This is a genomic window from Amycolatopsis sp. NPDC043887 (genome assembly GCF_056435665.1).
Map to the genome: position 1 here is coordinate 155,592 of NZ_JBWKEB010000002.1, position 17,444 is coordinate 173,035.

General features: G+C 68.9%; 14 protein-coding genes. 3 read left to right on the forward strand and 11 right to left on the reverse strand.

From position 1 onward, the window contains the following. Positions 1-3 precede the first annotated feature (3 nt). The 4 genes from AC069H_RS05845 to kdpF all read right to left on the reverse strand — a co-directional run bounded on the left by AC069H_RS05845 (position 4) and on the right by kdpF (position 4,635). On the reverse strand, positions 4-615 hold the full coding sequence (locus AC069H_RS05845; RefSeq protein ID WP_478225641.1) for a potassium-transporting ATPase subunit C: 612 nt from the start codon (positions 613-615) through the stop codon (positions 4-6). Between the two features lie 3 nt (positions 616-618). Next, positions 619-2,712, reverse strand: coding sequence for a potassium-transporting ATPase subunit KdpB (gene kdpB / locus AC069H_RS05850; protein WP_478231509.1), 2,094 nt, complete (start codon positions 2,710-2,712; stop codon positions 619-621). 160 nt (positions 2,713-2,872) lie between these two features. Then, positions 2,873-4,534, reverse strand: coding sequence for a potassium-transporting ATPase subunit KdpA (kdpA, locus tag AC069H_RS05855; protein ID WP_478231510.1), 1,662 nt, complete (start codon positions 4,532-4,534; stop codon positions 2,873-2,875). Further along, entirely contained in the window at positions 4,534-4,635 is a 102-nt protein-coding gene (kdpF, locus tag AC069H_RS05860) for a K(+)-transporting ATPase subunit F (protein ID WP_020630647.1), read from the reverse strand. The genes kdpA and kdpF overlap by 1 nt, the downstream gene beginning before the upstream one ends. Positions 4,636-4,979: 344 nt before the next feature. On the opposite strand from kdpF, the gene asnB reads away from it, so the two are divergent. Next, positions 4,980-6,812, forward strand: a complete 1,833-nt coding sequence (gene asnB, locus AC069H_RS05865) for an asparagine synthase (glutamine-hydrolyzing) (RefSeq protein WP_478231511.1) — start codon at positions 4,980-4,982, stop codon at positions 6,810-6,812. A gap of 21 nt (positions 6,813-6,833) precedes the next feature. On the opposite strand, the gene AC069H_RS05870 is transcribed toward asnB, so the two are convergent. From AC069H_RS05870 to AC069H_RS05885, 4 genes are all read right to left on the reverse strand, one after another. Further along, positions 6,834-7,754 (reverse strand): ABC transporter permease, encoded by a 921-nt coding sequence (locus tag AC069H_RS05870; RefSeq protein ID WP_478231512.1) that lies wholly within the window; start codon positions 7,752-7,754, stop codon positions 6,834-6,836. 405 nt (positions 7,755-8,159) lie between these two features. Further along, entirely contained in the window at positions 8,160-8,948 is a 789-nt protein-coding gene (locus tag AC069H_RS05875; RefSeq protein WP_478231513.1) for an ABC transporter permease, read from the reverse strand. A 9-nt stretch (positions 8,949-8,957) separates the two neighbouring features. Continuing rightward, on the reverse strand, positions 8,958-9,821 hold the full coding sequence (locus AC069H_RS05880; protein ID WP_478231514.1) for an ABC transporter ATP-binding protein: 864 nt from the start codon (positions 9,819-9,821) through the stop codon (positions 8,958-8,960). Further along, entirely contained in the window at positions 9,818-10,213 is a 396-nt protein-coding gene (locus tag AC069H_RS05885; RefSeq protein WP_478231515.1) for a GntR family transcriptional regulator, read from the reverse strand. The genes AC069H_RS05880 and AC069H_RS05885 overlap by 4 nt, the downstream gene beginning before the upstream one ends. A gap of 415 nt (positions 10,214-10,628) precedes the next feature. Here AC069H_RS05885 and AC069H_RS05890 point away from each other — a divergent pair, with 415 nt between their 5' ends. Next, a complete protein-coding gene (locus AC069H_RS05890; RefSeq protein WP_478231516.1) occupies positions 10,629-13,601 on the forward strand; it encodes an AfsR/SARP family transcriptional regulator in 2,973 nt (990 codons plus the stop codon). On the opposite strand, the gene AC069H_RS05895 is transcribed toward AC069H_RS05890, so the two are convergent. From AC069H_RS05895 to AC069H_RS05905, 3 genes are all read right to left on the reverse strand, one after another. After that, entirely contained in the window at positions 13,553-14,125 is a 573-nt protein-coding gene (locus AC069H_RS05895; protein WP_478231517.1) for a hypothetical protein, read from the reverse strand. The two genes, AC069H_RS05890 and AC069H_RS05895, sit on opposite strands and share 49 nt — an antisense overlap. Before the next feature lie 279 nt (positions 14,126-14,404). Further along, positions 14,405-15,406, reverse strand: a complete 1,002-nt coding sequence (locus AC069H_RS05900) for a Gfo/Idh/MocA family protein (RefSeq protein ID WP_478231518.1) — start codon at positions 15,404-15,406, stop codon at positions 14,405-14,407. 4 nt (positions 15,407-15,410) lie between these two features. Beyond that, the gene (locus AC069H_RS05905; RefSeq protein ID WP_478231519.1) at positions 15,411-16,415 is read right to left on the reverse strand and encodes a LacI family DNA-binding transcriptional regulator; all 1,005 of its coding nucleotides are present in this window, start codon (positions 16,413-16,415) and stop codon (positions 15,411-15,413) included. Between the two features lie 114 nt (positions 16,416-16,529). Between AC069H_RS05905 and AC069H_RS05910 the strand changes: the two genes are divergently transcribed. Then, entirely contained in the window at positions 16,530-17,429 is a 900-nt protein-coding gene (locus tag AC069H_RS05910) for a sugar phosphate isomerase/epimerase family protein (protein ID WP_478225653.1), read from the forward strand. The last annotated feature ends 15 nt before the right edge of the window (positions 17,430-17,444 follow it).

Consider the following 17,444-nt stretch of genomic DNA (forward strand, 5'->3'; position numbering starts at 1 on the left):
CTGTCAGTGTGCTCCTCCGGCCGCGTCGCGCACGGCCAAGTTGACCTTCAGCACATTGACGCCCGGCACACCGATACCGGCGCCGCTCGTGTTCTCCGCCACGAGCTGCCGGACCTTCTCCTCGGACAGGCCCGTGTTCCTGGCCACTCGCGGGATCTGGAGGTCGGCGTAAGCGACGCTGATCGCCGGGTCCATCCCGGAACTCGACGCCGTCACCGCGTCGGCGGGCACCCGCGACTCCTGGACACCCTCGCGGGCGGCGATGAGCTTCTTGCGCTCACCGATCGCGGAGACCAGGTCTTCGTTGTACGGGCCCTTGTTCGACGCGCCGGACGACGACGGGTCACCGGGACCGAGGACGTCCTTCGAGCCCGCGGACGGGCGGTTGTGGAACCACGGGTCCTTGGCCGGGTCGGCGGCGACCGGGTCGACGCCGATCAGGGCCGAGCCGACGGCCTGCCCGTCCTGGGTGATGATCGAGCCTTCCGCGTTGCCTTCGAGGCCGGGGATCCGGGAGATCGCCCAGACACCCAGCGGGTAGACCACGCCCAGCAGGACCGTGAAGACGAGCAGGACACGCAGCCCGGCGAGGGTCTGTTTCAGCAGTGCGTTCATGAGTCACCCGATTCCAGGGATGAGACGGACGAGCAGGTCGATCAGCCAGATCCCGAGGAACGGGCTGACGATCCCGCCGAGGCCGTAGACCAGCAGGTTCCGGCGCAGCAGCGCCGAGGCCGACGACGGCTTGTACCGGACGCCGCGCAGGGCGAGCGGGATCAGCCCGACGATGATCAGGGCGTTGAAGATGACCGCCGAGAGGATCGCCGACTTCGGCGTCGCCAACTGCATGACGTTGAGCGCGCCGAGCTGGGCGAAGATACCGGTGAACATCGCGGGCAGGATGGCGAAGTACTTCGCGAGGTCGTTGGCGACGCTGAAGGTGGTCAGCGCGCCGCGGGTGATCAGCAGCTGCTTGCCGATCTCCACGATCTCGATCAGCTTCGTCGGGTCGGAGTCGAGGTCCACCATGTTCCCCGCCTCCTTGGCGGCGGAGGTCCCGGTGTTCATCGCGACGCCGACGTCGGACTGCGCGAGCGCCGGGGCGTCGTTCGTACCGTCGCCGGTCATCGCGACCAGCCGCCCGCCCTCCTGTTCCTTCTTGATCAGCGCCATCTTGTCTTCGGGCTTGGCTTCGGCGAGGTAGTCGTCGACGCCCGCGTCCTGCGCGATGGCCTTCGCGGTGAGCGGGTTGTCCCCGGTGATCATGACGGTCTTGATGCCCATGGCGCGGAGCTGGACGAACCGCTCCTTCATCCCGGGTTTGACCACATCGGACAGCCGGATCACGCCGCGCACGAACGCTTGCGCGCCGTCGTACTCGGCGACCACCAGCGGGGTCCCGCCCTGCTGGCTGATCTCGTCGACGACGCGTTCGGTCTCGTCCGGCATTTCGCCGCCGCGTTCGCGGACCCACTCCCGCACCGCCGCGGTGGCGCCCTTGCGGACCTGGCGTTCGCCGATGTCGATGCCGCTCATCCGGGTCTGCGCGGTGAACTCGACGAAGTCCGCGAGCTTCTCGTCGTCGGACGCCGTTTCCGCGAGCCCGTGTTCCCTGGCGACGAGTTCGACGATGCTGCGGCCTTCCGGCGTGCCGTCGGCGAGGCTGGACAACCTGGCCACCTTGGCGATGTCGCCCACGGTGGAGGTACCGACCGGGATCAGCTCGGTGGCCTTGCGGTTGCCGAAGGTGATCGTGCCGGTCTTGTCCAGCAACAGCGTCGAGACGTCACCGGCGGCCTCCACCGCGCGACCGCTCGTGGCGAGCACGTTGCGCTGCACCAGCCGGTCCATCCCCGCGATGCCGATCGCGGACAGCAGCGCGCCGATCGTCGTCGGGATCAGGCAGACCAGCAACGCGGTCAGCACGATCACGGACTGCTGACTGCCGGAGTAGCCCGCCATCGGCTGCAAGGCCACCACGGCGAGCAGGAAGATGATCGTGAGCGTCGAGAGCAGGATCGTCAGCGCGATCTCGTTCGGCGTCTTCTGCCTGGAAGCGCCTTCCACCAAAGCGATCATGCGGTCCACAAAGGACTCACCGGGTTTGGTGGTGATCTTCACGACGACGCGGTCCGAGAGCACCGTGGTGCCGCCGGTGACCGCGCACCGGTCGCCGCCCGATTCGCGGATGACCGGGGCCGACTCGCCGGTGATGGCCGATTCGTCGACGGTCGCGATGCCCTCGACGACGTCGCCGTCACCCGGGATGACCTGTCCGGCCTCGACGACCACGAGGTCGCCGACGCGCAGGTCGGCGCCCGGCACGGTCTCCTCGTCGCCGTCCTCGGTGAGACGGCGCGCGACGGTCTCCTTCTTGCTGCGCCGCAGGGTTTCCGCCTGCGCCTTGCCCCGGCCCTCCGCGACGGCCTCGGCGAGGTTCGCGAACAGGACGGTGAACCACAGCCAGATCGTGATGAGGATGGTGAACACGCTCGGGTCGGTGATCGCGAAGACCGTGGTCAGCGCCGAGCCGATCCACACCACGAACATGACCGGGTTCCCGAGCTGGTGCTTGGGGTTGAGCTTGCGCAGCGCCTCCGGGAGCGAGGTCAGCAGCTGGCGCGGGCTGAAGATCCCCGCGCCGACCCGGCCGGTGTTCTCCACGTGGTGCTGCGTTATCTCTTCAGGGGTGCGTTCTTGAGTGGCGGTCATGCGAGTGATGTGTCCTTCGCGAGTTTGCGCGCGGCCGCGATCGCGTCGCCAGAGCGCGGTTTCCGGATGAAGCGCGAGTCCGATGTAATAGCACCCTGCCGCCCCGATAGCGGGATCTGCCGACCAACGCGCGCGTTGTGGTCTCGGTGCGTGCCGCGACTCATGCCAGTGCTTCCGCTATGGGCCCGAGCGCGAGCGCCGGGATGAAGGTGAGGGCCGCGACGAGCACGATCGTGCCCGCGAGCATCGTGCCGAAGAGCGGTCCGGTGGTGGGTAGCGTGCCGGCGGTCTCCGGAGCCTTCCTCTGCGAGGCAAGGGATCCGGCCAGGCACAGCACGGCGAGGATCGGGATGAACCGGCCGAGCAGCATGGCGACGCCGAGCGAGGACTGGAACCAGTCGTTGGTGACGGTGATCCCCGCGAACGCGCTGCCGTTGTTGTTGCCCGCCGACGCGTAGGCGTAGAGCACCTCGGAAAGCCCATGGGCGCCCGGGTTGTTCAAGGCGGCCAGGTTGCCGGGGTTCATCAGCGCGATCCCGGCGCCGAGCAGCACCACCGTCGGCATGGCGAGCATGGAGACCGCCGCGCAGGTGACCTCGCGTTTGCCGAGCTTCTTCCCCAGGTATTCCGGTGTCCGGCCGACCATCAGCCCGGCGAGGAACATCGCGATCACGGCCATCACGAGGATGCCGTAGAGACCGGTGCCCACCCCGCCCGGCGAGATCTCGCCCAGCAGCATGTTGAGCAGCGCTCCGCCACCGCCGAGTCCGCTGTAGCTGTCGTGCATGCTGTTGACCGCGCCGGTGGACGTGCCCGTGGTGCTGTTGGCGAACAGCGAACTCAGGCCGATGCCGAACCGCTGTTCCTTGCCCTCCATGTTCGCCCCGGCGGCCAGCGACGCCGGCCCGCTCGCGTTGGCTTCGGCCAGCCAGGTCACCGCGAGCATCGCGGTCCACAGCCCGGCCATCACCGACAGCAGGACGTAGCCCTGTTTGGTGTTGCCGACGAGCTTGCCGAACGTGCGGGTGAGCGAGACCGGGATGACCAGGATCAGGAAGATCTCGATCAGGTTGGTCCAGGCGTTCGGGTTTTCGAACGGGTGCGAGGAGTTGGCGTTGAAGATGCCGCCGCCGTTGGTGCCGAGTTCCTTGATGGCTTCCTGGCTCGCGGCGGGGGCGAGCGCGATCTTGCTCGTGCTGCCGTCCGGGTTGAGGACGTCGACGCCACTCTTGAGGCTCTGCACGACGCCGAGCGCGATCAGCGCGATCGCGGCCACGAAGGCGATCGGCAGCAGGATCCGGATCGTGCCGCGCGTCAGGTCCACCCAGAAGTTGCCGAGGCGGTCGGTCTTCGAGCGGACGAAGCCGCGGACCACCGCGATGGCGACCGAAAGGCCGACGGCCGCGGACAGGAAGTTCTGTACGGTCAGCCCGGCCATCTGCACGAAGTGACCCATGGTCGCTTCGGGGCTGTAGGACTGCCAGTTCGTGTTGGTCACGAAGCTGACGGCGGTGTTGAAGGCGACCGCCGGCGAGACCGGTTCCTTGCCCAGGCTCCACGGCAGGATCGCCTGAAGCCGCTGAAGCAGGTACAGGAGCACGACGGAGACGAACGAGAAGCCGATCACGGCGGACGCGTAGGTCTTCCAGTGCTGTTCCGATCCGGGGTTCACCCGGAACAGGCGGTACAGGCCACGTTCGGCCTTGGTGTGCTTCTCCGTCGAGAAGACGCGCGCCATGTAGTCGCCCAGTGGCCGGTAGACCACGGCGAGCGCGACGAGGAGGAGGCCGGCCTGCAGGAGGCCGGCCGCGGTGTCTGACATCAGAATTTCTCCGGCCTGACCAGTGCGATGAACAAATAGACGATCAGCCCCAGCGCCAGCAGTCCGCCGACGACGTTGGCCACGGTTCCCGTGCCGGTCACAGCTTTTCCAGGCCGCGAAGGGTCAGCGCGAGAACCACGAATACGCCGATCAGGAGCACGGCGTAGAGCAAGTCGGCCACTAGGCACCTCTCAGGACAGGTCACCCCATCGGTGACCAGGACCCCGCAACACTGCGCCTGGTACAGACCATCGTGGCCCCTGCCTGACGGCCTCTTGATGCCCCGATCGGGTGCCTTTACGACTTCTTGATGCCCGGTGACGTGCCCCACAGACCGTGACGCACTGCGGACGGAGCGTGCAATTCGGGCAGACAAGCCCGACGAAGCGTGTTACACCGGTGTTACGGATAGTTGTATGCGCTAACTAATCACCGGGAGGTAGCGATGTGCGGAATCGCAGGATGGGTCTCCTTCGATACGGACCTGCTCCAACGCCGTGAGGTCGTCGACGCGATGACCGCGACCATGGCGTGCCGCGGACCGGACGACTCGGGCACCTGGATCCGGCCGAACGTGGCTCTGGGCCACCGGCGGCTGGCGATCATCGACCTGCCGGGCGGCAGGCAGCCGATGGCCGAAGCCGGGCTGGCCGCGATGGTCTACAGCGGCGAGGCGTACAACTTCACCGAGCTGCGCGAGGAACTTCTCAAGCGCGGCCACAGGTTCGAGACCGACAGCGACACCGAGGTCGTGCTCCACGGCTACCTGGAGTGGGGCGACGAGGTCGTCGATCACCTCAACGGCATGTACGCCTTCGCGATCTGGGACGAGCGTGACGAGAAGCTCGTGATGATCCGCGACCGCATGGGCATCAAGCCCTTCTACTACTACCCGACCCCGGACGGCGTCCTCTTCGGTTCCGAGCCGAAGGCGATCCTCGCGAATCCCTTGGCGCGCAAGGTGGTCGACACCGACGGCCTGCGCGAGCTGATGGCCATGACCAAGACCCCCGGCTGGTCGCTGTGGAAGGGCATGCACGAGGTCGGACCGGGCACGATCGTCACCGTCGACCGCTCCGGCATCCGCACGCGGACGTACTGGACGCTCGACGCGAAGCAGCACACGGACGACCAGGAGACCACTGTCGAACGGGTTCGTGAGCTGATGACCGACATCGTGCACCGCCAGCTGATCGCCGACGTCCCGCGCTGCGTCCTGCTGTCGGGCGGGCTCGATTCCAGCGCCGTCACCGGTCTCGCCGCCGCGCGGCTGGCCGGACAGGGTGAGCGGCTGCGCACGTTCTCCGTCGATTTCCAGGGCCAGGAGGAGAACTTCCAGCCGGACGAGGTGCGGGACACCCCGGACTCGCCCTACATCCGCGATGTCGCGCGGCTGGTCGGCTCCGACCACAAGGACGTCGTGCTGAACCCGGCCGAGCTCAGCGACCCCGAGGTGCGCCGCAAGGTGCTGGCCGCACGGGACATCCCGGCCGGGCTCGGGGACATGGACACCTCGCTGTACCTGCTGTTCAAGGCGATCCGTGCCGAGTCGACGGTGGCGCTGTCCGGCGAATCCGCCGACGAGGTCTTCGGCGGATACCGCTGGTTCCACGACGAGGCCGCGGTGAATTCGGGGACGTTCCCCTGGCTCGCCTTCCGGATGGGGCTCACCAGTGAGCGGGGCGCCCTCCTGCGCGGCGAGGTCCAGGAGAAGCTGGACCTGCCCGGCTACATCGCCGACCAGTACGCCACCGCCGTCGCCCAGGTCGAGCATCTCGACGGCGAGAGCGAGCAGGACCGCAAGATGCGCACGGTCTGCAACCTGCACCTGAGCCGGTTCGTGCGGATGCTGCTGGACCGCAAGGACCGGGCGTCGATGGCCGTCGGGCTCGAGGTGCGGGTGCCGTTCTGCGACCACCGCCTCGTCGAGTACGTCTACAACACGCCGTGGTCGCTGAAGACATTCGACGGCAGGGAAAAGAGCCTGCTGCGGCACGCGACCGAACACGTGCTCCCGACGTCGGTGCGTGATCGGGTCAAGAGCCCGTATCCGTCCACTCAGGACCCGGGTTACGCGGCCGCGTTGCAGCAGCAGGCCAAGGAGGCCTTGACCGAACGGCACAACCCGGTGTTCGAGCTGGTGGACCGCGACTGGCTGCACCGGGTGTCCGAAGTGGACCCGGCCACGATGTCGTCGGCCCAGCGCTCCGGGATCGACCGGGCGCTGGACCTCTACCACTGGTTCGACCTGTACCGGCCCGAACTGCGGCTCGACTGAGTACCCCGATCCGCCGCCGTCTCAGCGACGGCGGCGGACCGTGCCCCCTATCGCGAAGCCCCCGAGCACCGCGGTCGCGGCGAGCAGGATGCCCGCCTCGGTCCACTGGAAACGCCAGAACCGGTCGACGGGCTGGTAGACGGTGAAGTCCTGATATCCCGCCGCCTGAGCGCACGCGTTCTTCCCCAGCCCTAGCGGGCAGCCGGGCACTTCGTCCAGCGAACTCATCTCGCGGCCGTCCGGCGTGACCCTGCCCAGCTTGACGATCAGCGCCCCCTTCGTGGCCGGATCCGCGCCGATCGTGCGCACCGGCTCGGCGTAATGCGGCCTCAGCAACAGCAAGGCGATCGAAGCCGCGAGGAACACCGCGACCGTGATCGCGATGGCGGGCAAGGTCTTGCGCACGAGCGCCCCAGCCGCCGTACCGAGAGCGAAGGCGAACAGCCACCAGGCGGCGGGCGCGATCCCGAGCGCACCGAAGTAGGACGTCTCGGCGAAGCTCTCCGACTTGCCAGGAAACATTTCCAGCCACGCGCCGAACATCTGCCCCGAAGCGAGTCCGGCCAGCATCGCGCATCCGGCCAGAACACCGAACTTGACGGCCAGCCAGTGCCCGCGGCCGACCGACTGCGTCCACGCGAGCTGGTGGGTGTTGCGCTCGTACTCCCTGGCGAGCAGCGGCGCGCCCCAGAAGACGCCTGCCAGCAAGGGAACGAACGGTACCAGCACGACGAGCGGGTAGATCTTCTGATAGAGATCCTCCAGCCCCGCGTCGTACTCACGGCACGGGACACCGCCTCCGTGACAGTACAAGGAGGTTTTGCCGTTCGCGGCGTCGGCGGCGAACTGTCCGGACAAGAGCAGGATTCCGCCGAGCACGGCGAGGAATCCGAGGGTGACGAGCAGCTGCGTGCGGTGCTGCCGCCAGGTGAGCCAAAGCAAGAAGCTGTGCCTTTCTATAGAGGGTAAGGCCAACGTGGCGTGCCGGAGTTGGCGGCAGGAGCGGGACTCGCCGAAGAGACACCTTCTTGACTGTCCATAAGGGACATCTTCCGAGGTGCCAGTGCCCGAGTTGAGCGATTTGCGCGGTTTGACGAGGAGGTCGTGAGTGGCAAAGAGGGTTAGAACCCTACTTGCCACTCACGACACTCTCACCAACCGGGCATATGACCTTGAAGCAGACATTTCGCTACCAGAAAGCGTCCCTTGTGGACACTCAGAGGGCAGCTGGCTGGCTCCTGTCGGCCAGTCCAGCACCACGCCGCGAAGGCCGCCTCTCTGTCTTGACCCAGCGAAGGGGTCCTTCACCGCAGAGGCTAGGTCACGCCACATTTGACTTACCCCTTTCTAAGAGCGGCGGCGGATGGCGAAGGTCGCGGCGACGGCCAGCAGGAGCGAGACGCCCGTCAGGATCGCGGCTTCGGTCCACTGGAAGCGCCAGTACCAGTCCGCGGGCAGGACCTTGAGCGCGGAGATCTCGCCGGCGGCGTCCCTGACCATCTCGACGACCCGGCCCGCGGGTTCCGCGCCCAGCGCGACGAGCCGGGGTTCCGCGTAGCCGTCACGGACGTTGCTCAGGCCGATCATCAGGCCCACCGACACCGCGATGGTGACGGCGATGGCGGGCAGGGTCTTGCGGATGAGCGCGCCCGCGGCGGTGCCGAGCACGAACCCGAAGAGCCACCACGCGCCCGGCGCGACGCCGGTCATCGTGAACAGGACCGGGTTGTCGAAACGGCTGGCGAAGGCGGTGTCGCCGCGATCGGCCGGGAAGACCTCCACCCAGCGCTGCATCATCGCGCCGAACGCGAGCCCGCCGAGGGTGGCGAGAACGGCGAGGAAGGCCAGTTTCACTCCGAGCCAGTGGAACCGTGAGATCGACTGGGTCCAGGCGAGTTTCGTGGTGCCGCGTTCGAATTCGGCCGCGACCAGAGGGGCGCCCCAGAAGACGCCGATCGCGACCGGGACGACCTGGAGCCAGGAGAGGTACTGGTACAGATCCGCGAAGAGCTTCGCCGGGGCCGGACTGTCCGCGGCGGCGTTTCCGTTGATCAGCAAGATGATTCCGACGGCGACGAGCAGACCGGCGGTGATCATCAGCTGCATCCGGTGCTGACGGCAGGTGAGCCAGAGCATCGTTCCCCCTTACGCCGAAGCCAGTGTCGGGCGAGGCAGGCTCGCGGATTCGGGCCGCCGCAGGTAGGCGAGTACCAATTCCTCCAGGTTCGCCGGCCGTTCGGTCCACTGTGGACCCAGCGGGGCCGGTTCGGTGCGGGCGAAGACGGTCGCCTGCCTCCCCGCCCTGGCCTCGTCCACGATCGCGACCCGCCTGGCCAGCGCGTCGGCCTCCTCGGCGGGGCCGACCAAGGTCCGGTGCCCGGCGACGAGTTCGTCGATGTCGCCGCTGACCTGGACACGACCGCCGTTGAGGACGATCAGCCAGTCGCAGGTGTTCTCCAGATCGGAGACGACGTGGGACGAGAGCAGGACGGTCATCCCGGTCTCGGCGACCGCCTCCATCAACCCCCGCATGACCTCGTGCCGGGCCAGCGGGTCGAGGTTCGCGAGCGGCTCGTCGAGCACCAGGAGGTCCGGGCGTTTCGCGAGGGCCAAGGTGAGGGCCACCTGCGCGCGCTGCCCGCCGGAGAGCTTGCCGACCTTGTGCCGCAAGGGAAGCCCGAGTGAATCGATGCGCTTGAGCGCGAACTCGTCGTCCCATCCGGGGTTGAGGCGTCTGCCGAACTTGAGCATCTCCGCGATGCTGAAGCCGGAGTACAACGGCTTGTCCTGCGCGAGGAAGGCGGCGGTGCCCTGGATCGCGACCGAGCCGAGGGTCGCGTCGAGCAGTCCGACGGCCAGGTGCAGGAGGGTCGTCTTGCCCGCGCCATTGGGCCCGACCAGCGCGACGACGCGCCCTTTCGGGACGGCGAGGGAACAGTCGCGCAGCGCCCACTTGCGGCGGTAGCGCTTGCCGAGTCCGGTCGCCTCGATGACGGGTTCATCGGTCATGCCGTCCGCTCCCCTCGAAAGCCATCGACCACCACCGAGGTGAACAGCGCCTCGACGTCTTCCTGATCCAGCCCCGATTCGCGTGCGTCGCGGACCCACACTGCGAGGCTCTTCCGCAAGCGGGTGTGCTCCGCGAACGAAGCGCCTCCGAGCGTCTTCTTGACGAAGGTGCCGAGGCCCGGCTTCCCCTCGACGAGCCCTTCGCGTTCCAGCTCGCGATAGGCCTTGAGGACGGTGTTGGGATTGATCGCCAGCTCGGCGACCACTTCCTTCGCCGTCGGCAGCCGGTCCCCCGGCTCCAGCAAGCCCAGGCGCAGGGCGTTCTTGACCTGCTGGACGAGCTGAACGTACGTCGCGACGCCCGAGCCCTTGTCCAAGTGGAAGGTGACCACTGGCAACACCCTTTCACTAATTAAGTAGTGAAAGGGTGCAGGCAGACGTCGGCGCCTGTCAAGTGATCACGCCGAAAAGCCGTGAAGGCCTCCTTGAGGGACTCTGATTCCCTCAAGGAGGCCTTCACGGAAAACCCCAGCCCCAGTCAAGAAGAAGCGCCAGTTCGACGACACGGGGGAAGACGTCGAGCTGGCACTACCCCCAACCCCCACCGCCCTCAGATTGGCGGTGCCTGTGAAAGTGAAGGTGCCCACCGTCGTACCGGAACCGAATGGGGGGTCCTGCCCGTCTGGTTGGTTGGGCACGGTTCCGGCGACGGGTCCTCGGTGGACACAGGCAAGGATCACGCCGTCCGGATGCAGGGCGCTTGCACTACGCTTGCAGGCTCCGACGAGGGTGAGCGGAGGTGGCCGCGTGGAGTTCCGCGTCCTCGGCGCCGTCGAGGCGCGGGCCGGTGGCGTTCCGGTCGATCTCGGCTCGCCCAAACAACGGCTCGTGCTGGCGGTTCTGCTGCTGGAGGCGGGCAAGCCGGTGCCGCGCGACCGGATCATCGACCTGCTCTGGCCCGAAGAACCCCCCGCCAGTGCACGGAACACCGTTCAAGCGCTGGTGTCCAGGCTGCGCGCGGTGTTCCGCGGCGCGGGCGGGCCGGAGATCGTCTCCGAGGGGACCCGGTACCTGCTCAAGGTCGACCCACGTCAGGTCGACCTGCACCGCTTCACCGAGCTGACCGCGCAAGCCCGCGACGCCGACGACGAGACCGCCGTGGAGCTCTTGGACGAGGCGCTCGGCCTGTGGCGCGGCGAGGCGTTGTCCGATGTGGTGAGCGGCGAGGTCGCCCAGCGGCTTCGCGGCGGCATGAACGAGGCGCGCTGGACGGCGCTCGAGGATCGCGCCGAAGCGCAGCTGCGGCTCGGCCGCGGCAGGCAGGTCCTCGCGGAGCTGACCGAGCTGGTCGCCGCGCATCCCTTGCGCCAGCGGTTCGTCGGCCAGCTCATGCTCGCGCTGCACCGCGAAGGCCGTACCGACGACGCTCTCGAGGCGTTCCGGGCGCTGCGGGGCCGGCTCGGTACCGAGCTGGGCCTCGATCCCTCTCCCGAGCTGCGACGCCTGGAAGCCGCCATCCTCGCCGCCGATCCCGCGCTGGAACCCGCGACCAGGCCTGTCCGCCCGGCCCAGTTGCCACACGACGTCCGGGGATTCGCCGGACGCGCGGCCGAACTGGAACGGCTCGACGAGGCCGCCCGGCACCCGGCCGACGGCACCGACATCTGGGTCATCAGCGGGACCGCCGGGGTCGGCAAGACCGCGCTCGCGGTCCGCTGGGCCCACCGCGTCCGCGACGCGTTCCCCGACGGCCAGCTCTATCTCGACCTGCGCGGCTTCGATCCCGACCACGAACCACTCACCCCGGCCGTCGCGCTCACCCAGCTCCTGCAGGCACTCGGCACCGCGCCCAAGGCGATCCCCCCGGACACCGACACGCGGGCCGCGTTGCTCCGCTCCTTCCTCGCCGACCGCCGGGTGCTGCTGGTGCTCGACAACGTGCGCGACAGCGGCCAGGTGCTGCCGCTGCTGCCGCCTTCGGGCACCGTCCTGGTCACCAGCCGCCAGCGGCTCGGCGACCTCATCGCGCGCACCGGCGCCCGCGCGCTCCCGCTGTCCGTGCTGCCCGCCGAAGACGCGCGGCACCTGCTGGAAGCCGTGCTCGGCAGCGAAACCGTCGCCGCCGAGGCCGTCGCGGCCGCGGAACTGGCGCGGCTGTGCGGGCATCTTCCGCTCGCCCTCCGGATCGCGGCGGCCAACCTCGGTGCCAGTGGCGAACCCGAGATCGCCGAACTCGCCCGCGAGCTCGCCGGTGGTGACCCGCTGGCGGAGCTGACCGTCGACGGCGCCGAGGAAAGCGCCGTGACCACGGCGTTCGGCGTCTCCTACCGGGCGCTTCCCGAGGAGCACCGCGAGCTGTTCCGCCGTCTCGCGCTGGTTCCGGGCCAGACGTTCACCGCTCCCGCCGCGCAGGCACTGACCGGCGTTCCGCACTCGAAGGCGAACCAGCAGCTCAAGGCGCTCGCGGCGGCGCACCTGGTCGAGCGCTACACCCCGGGGCGCTACCGGTTTCACGATCTTCTCCGCAGTTTCGCGGCGGGCCGCACGCTGTCGGAGGACTCCAAGGCCGAACGTGACGCCGCGGAGAGGCGGCTCTTCGAGAGCTACCTGAGCACCGCCGACGCCGCGGGACGTGCCCTCATCCCGCACTTCCTGCGCCTGCCGCGCGAAGAACCCGCGGGCAAACCCTTCGCCGACACCGAAGAGGCGCTGGCCTGGCTGGACGCCGAATGGCCGAACCTCGCCGCCGCCGTCGAGCACAGTGCCGAACACGGCCCGCCCGAGTTCTCCTGGCATCTCGCCGACGCGCTCCGCGCCTTTTTCCACCAACGCGGGCATCACGCGGAATGGATCGACACGGCCTCGACCGCGCTCCAGGCCGCGCGCCGCAGCGGCGCAGGGCAAGCCCAGGCCGCGATGCATCTGAGCATCGCGCTGGCCTGCGTCAACAGCGGCCGCTACGACGAAGCGCGCGAACACCTCACCAGCGCCTTGCGCGGTGATCTCCTCGACGGCTGGGACGCCGGCCGCGCGGCCGTGCTCAACAATCTCAGCGCGGTGCACCAGCGTCTCGGCGACCCGCAGGAGGCGATCCGCTGCGGGCTGGAATCCCTGCGGCTGTGCGAAGAACTCAACATGCCCGCCGTCTCGATGGCGCTGGCGAACCTCGGTTTCCCGTACTGGCAGACGGGGCAGCTCGACGAGGCGCTCGCCAACTTCACGCGCGCGCTCGCGGTCTCCGAACGGGACGGCGCCCGGTTCAGCGTCGCGGTCCTGCTGGTCGACCTCGGCAACGTGCACCGCGACCTCGGCCGCCTCGACGACGCCTACGATTTCTACACCCGCGCACTCGCGGCCAACCGCGAGCTGGGCTACACCTACGGCGAGGCGACGGCGCTCTCCGGCAGGGCCGTGCTCGAAAGCAGGCGCGACCCGAGCGAGCAGAACCGTGCGGACGCGCTCGAAGCCGTCGAACTCACCCGCAAGATCGGCGACCGAGGCACCGAAGCCTGGACGCTCGTCGGGCTCGGCGAGGTCTGCCTGCGGCTCAGCTTGCCGGAAGAGGCCGCCGAGCGCTATCGGCTCGCGTTGTCCATCGCGCGGACGACCAGCTTCTTCTGGTGCGAGGCCACCGCACGCACCGGACTCGCGGAAACCCTGCTGAAACTGGGAAAGCTCGCGGAGGCCCGGACGCACGGCGAACTGGCACAGGAGCTCGCCGCGCGCTCCGGCTACCGGCTCGTCGAAGAACGCGCGAAGCTGATCCTGGACGAGCTATAGTTCTTCCCGCCGTTGGATTTCACGCTACCGGCGATCGCCGCCGCGATCGCCGTCAGAACGGCGAGGATGATCGTCACCGCCATGGCGGTGCTGTCGCCGTCGTCGAAGCTGAAGAGCCACTTGACCTGAGCGCCGAACGGCGTGCCCCACACCAGGGGCGTCCCCACGAAGACCGCGACCACGTAGAACACGCAAAGCCCGAACAGAGTCCACGCGGCGGGAATCCGGCGGGCGAACGTGAACACCGCCGCGATCACCAGGACCACGGCGGAGATGGTGCCGCTGACCATGTTCTGCACCACGATGCCCGACGGGCGATCGTCCGCCTCCGTGGCGACGATGACGTTGTAGAGCGCGAACCAGACGAGCATGGCGGCGGCGAGCAGCGCCAGGATGCCTGCGACCATCGCCGCCGCGGCGTCGGCCCTCGGCTTGGGCGGCCTCGGCTCGCTCCACGGCGCGGGTCCGCTCGCGGTCGGCTGACCGTACTGCGGAAAGCCGGGCTGCGGTGGATTCGGCTGCATCCGCACTCCTCGCGCGTTCGGCGGCACGAACCGGCCGCCTGTCGTGGTTCGTGGCCACCGTAGCGAGAAGTGGCTCGCGGCGGGCTGTTTATGGCAGGAAGCTGCCTTCGCGGCGCGGTGACGCCGTGCCAGGGTGCGGCGATTTCGCGTGACTGGACGGACGACTCGCGTGATGGGGCGGACGACTCGCGGCGGAACCCGGTCACGCTCGTGTCGTCCACCCAGTCGGGTCGATCACGCGAACCGCCGACATCGGTACAGCGGTCGTGACTCCCGTGGTCAGACGCGGACCTCGTCCACGCGGACCGGGCGGCGTTCGCGGCGCGAGACCTCGCACGCCTCGGCGATGTAGAACGCCTCCAGTGCGTCCGCCGCGCCGCACGGGCTCGGTGCGCGACCGGCGACGACGTCGAGGAACGCCTTCAGTTCGCTGATGTACGCGGGGCGGAAGCGTTCCATGAACCCGGGATAGGCCGGGCCGGGCAACGGCTGGACGCCGGGTTCCACCGAGGTCAGCGGCGCGCGGTCGTCCAGGCCGACCACGGCGTTGCCCGCCGAGCCGAGGACTTCCAGCCGGACGTCGTAGCCCGCGCCGTTATAGCGCGTCAGCGAAACCACCGCCAGCGTTCCGTCGTCCAGCGTCAGCGTCGCGGCCGCTGTGTCGACGTCACCTGCGTCGACGAAGAACCGCTCGCCCTTGTTGGCACCGACCGCGTAGACCTCGACGACCTCGCGGCCGCTCACGAACCGGACGACGTCGAAGTCGTGCACGCCGCAGTCGCGGAACAGGCCACCGGAGTGCGCGACGTACTCGGCGGGCGGCGGTGCCGGGTCGAGCGTGGTCGCGCGCAAGGTGTGCAGCCAGCCGAGTTCGCCCGAGGCCACCGCCGCCCGCGCGGCGGTGTAGCCGGCGTCGAACCTGCGCTGGAAACCGATCTGCACCGGCACGTCCGCACCGGAGATCTTGTCGATCACCGCGAGTGTCCCCGGGATGTCGGCGGCGACCGGCTTCTCGCAGAACACCGGGATGCCCGCGTCCACGGCCTTGAGGATCAGTTCCGGATGCGCGTCCGTCGCCGCGGCGATCACCAGGCCGTCCAAAGAGGACGCGAACAGCGAGGGGATGTCCGCCGCCGCTTCGACGCCGAGCTTCGCGGCGGCGGCCTGGGCACGGGCGGTGTCGACGTCGGCGACGACCACGGAGGAAACCTCGTCGAAGCTCTTCAAGGTCTCGGCGTGCGAAGTGCCGATCCGGCCGGTGCCGGCGAGTCCCAACCTCATGTGGTTACCTTTCTGGAGCGGCGGTGGTCGAACGGACCACCAGCGACGGGTGCAGCAGATGCCGGACCGGCTCGGCGCGTTCGCCCCGGATCCGTTCGAGCAGTGCTTCGACGGCCAGCCTGCCCATTTCCGTACGCGGCTGGTCCACAGTGGTCAGTGAGAGATGGCGCAGCGCGGCGAGCGAGGTGTTGTCGTAGCCGACCACGGAGACGTCCTCCGGCACGCGCAGGCCCACCTCTTCGAGCGCGGAGATCGCGCCGACGGCGTTGAAGTCGTTGCCCGCCACCAGCGCCGTCGGCATCCCTCCCTGCGGAGGGTCGCTGAGCAATTCATGCACGGCCTTCTCCCCGGCGGTGTCCGTGTGCTCGCTGTGCACGATGATCGGATGCAGCCGATGCCGCCGCATGGCCCGCTGGTAACCCCGGCGCCGGGCCGCCGCGCCGGCGGCGAGCCCACCGTCCAGATGCGCGATCCTCCGGTGCCCCAAGGAAACCAGGTGATCGACGGCGAGCGCGGAACCGGCCTCGCCGTCGTCGTTCACCGTGTCCACGCCCGCGGCGCGCGAAGTGCGCGACACCAGGACGACGGGACCTTGCGCGGCCGCTTCCTCGATCGCCGACGCGGGGACCACCGGCGACAGGAGGATCACCCCGGCTGGCCGGAAGGACAGCAGGCTCTTCAGCGCGGCACGCTCGCGCGCGGGACTGCGGCCACCGGTGTTGAGGATCAGGTGGAACCCGGCCGCCTCGGCCGCCGCGTCCAGCCCCTCGACGACATCGGCGAAGAACGCGTTGCGGAGATCGGAGACCATCACGCCGAGGACGGTCGACGTCCGGCTCGCCAATGACCTGGCCATCGCGTGCGGTTGGTAACCCAGTTCGTGCGCCGCGCACAGCACGCGCGTGCGCCGTTCGTCGGAGACGTTCGGCTCGTTCCGCATCACCAGCGACACAAGCGCACGGGACACCCCCGCCTTCGCGGCGACGTCCTCCATCGTCGGTCGCGCCATCTTCACTGTCCCCCCTGCTCTGCCCCCCGCCCTTGACTTTACTGTGACGGACGCTACATGATTAGAGCGCTCTAATCAATAGAGCGCTCTAATCCGATCTCCCGGAGGCCGCCGATGACAGCCACGACACCCCGGATCCGCATCGCCGCCGCCCCGATCTCCTGGGGTGTCTGCGAAGTACCCGGCTGGGGCCGCGTGCTCGACGCGGGCACCGTACTGGGCGAGATGGCGGAACTGGGAGTGCGCGCCACCGAACTGGGCCCACCCGGATACCTGCCGCGCGACCCGGCCGCCCTGCGCGAACTGCTCGGCGGATACGAACTCGAACTGGTCGGCGGCTTCCTCGCCGTGGTGCTGCACGAGAATCCCGAGGCCGCGCTGGCCGAGGCCGAGGAGTCCGCCGCGCTGTTCGCGGCCTGTGGCGGTGACGTGCTCGTGCTCGCCGCCGCCACCGGTCTCGACGGCTACGACGACCGGCCGAAGCTGAGCGACACCGAATGGACGACCCTCGTCGAAACCTCCGGCGAGATCGAGGAAATCGCCGCGCGCCACGGCCTTCGCACCGTGCTGCACCCGCACGTCGGGACGCACGCGGAGACCGAGGACGAGGTCGAGCGTTTCCTCGCGGATTCCGCTCTCCCGCTGTGCCTGGACACCGGGCATCTCCTGATCGGCGGGACCGATCCGGTCGCGCTGGCGAAGCGGTACCCCGAACGGGTCGGGCATCTGCATCTCAAGGACGTGCGCGGCGAGCTCGCCGAAGACGTCCGCGCCGGCAGGCTTCCCTACGCCGAGGCCGTGGGCAAAGGTCTCTATGTCCCCCTCGGCGACGGTGACGTCGACATCGAAACGATGGTCAGGTCCGTCCACGAGGCGGGCTACGACGGGTGGTACGTACTCGAACAGGACACCGCGCTGAGCGAGGGGAGCCCGGAGGATCTGCCGAAGCGGGATGTGGCCAGGAGCCTGGCGCGTCTCGACGGAATCGTCAGCCGGCTCCCGGCTGCCAGGTAACGGAAGAAGCGAGGA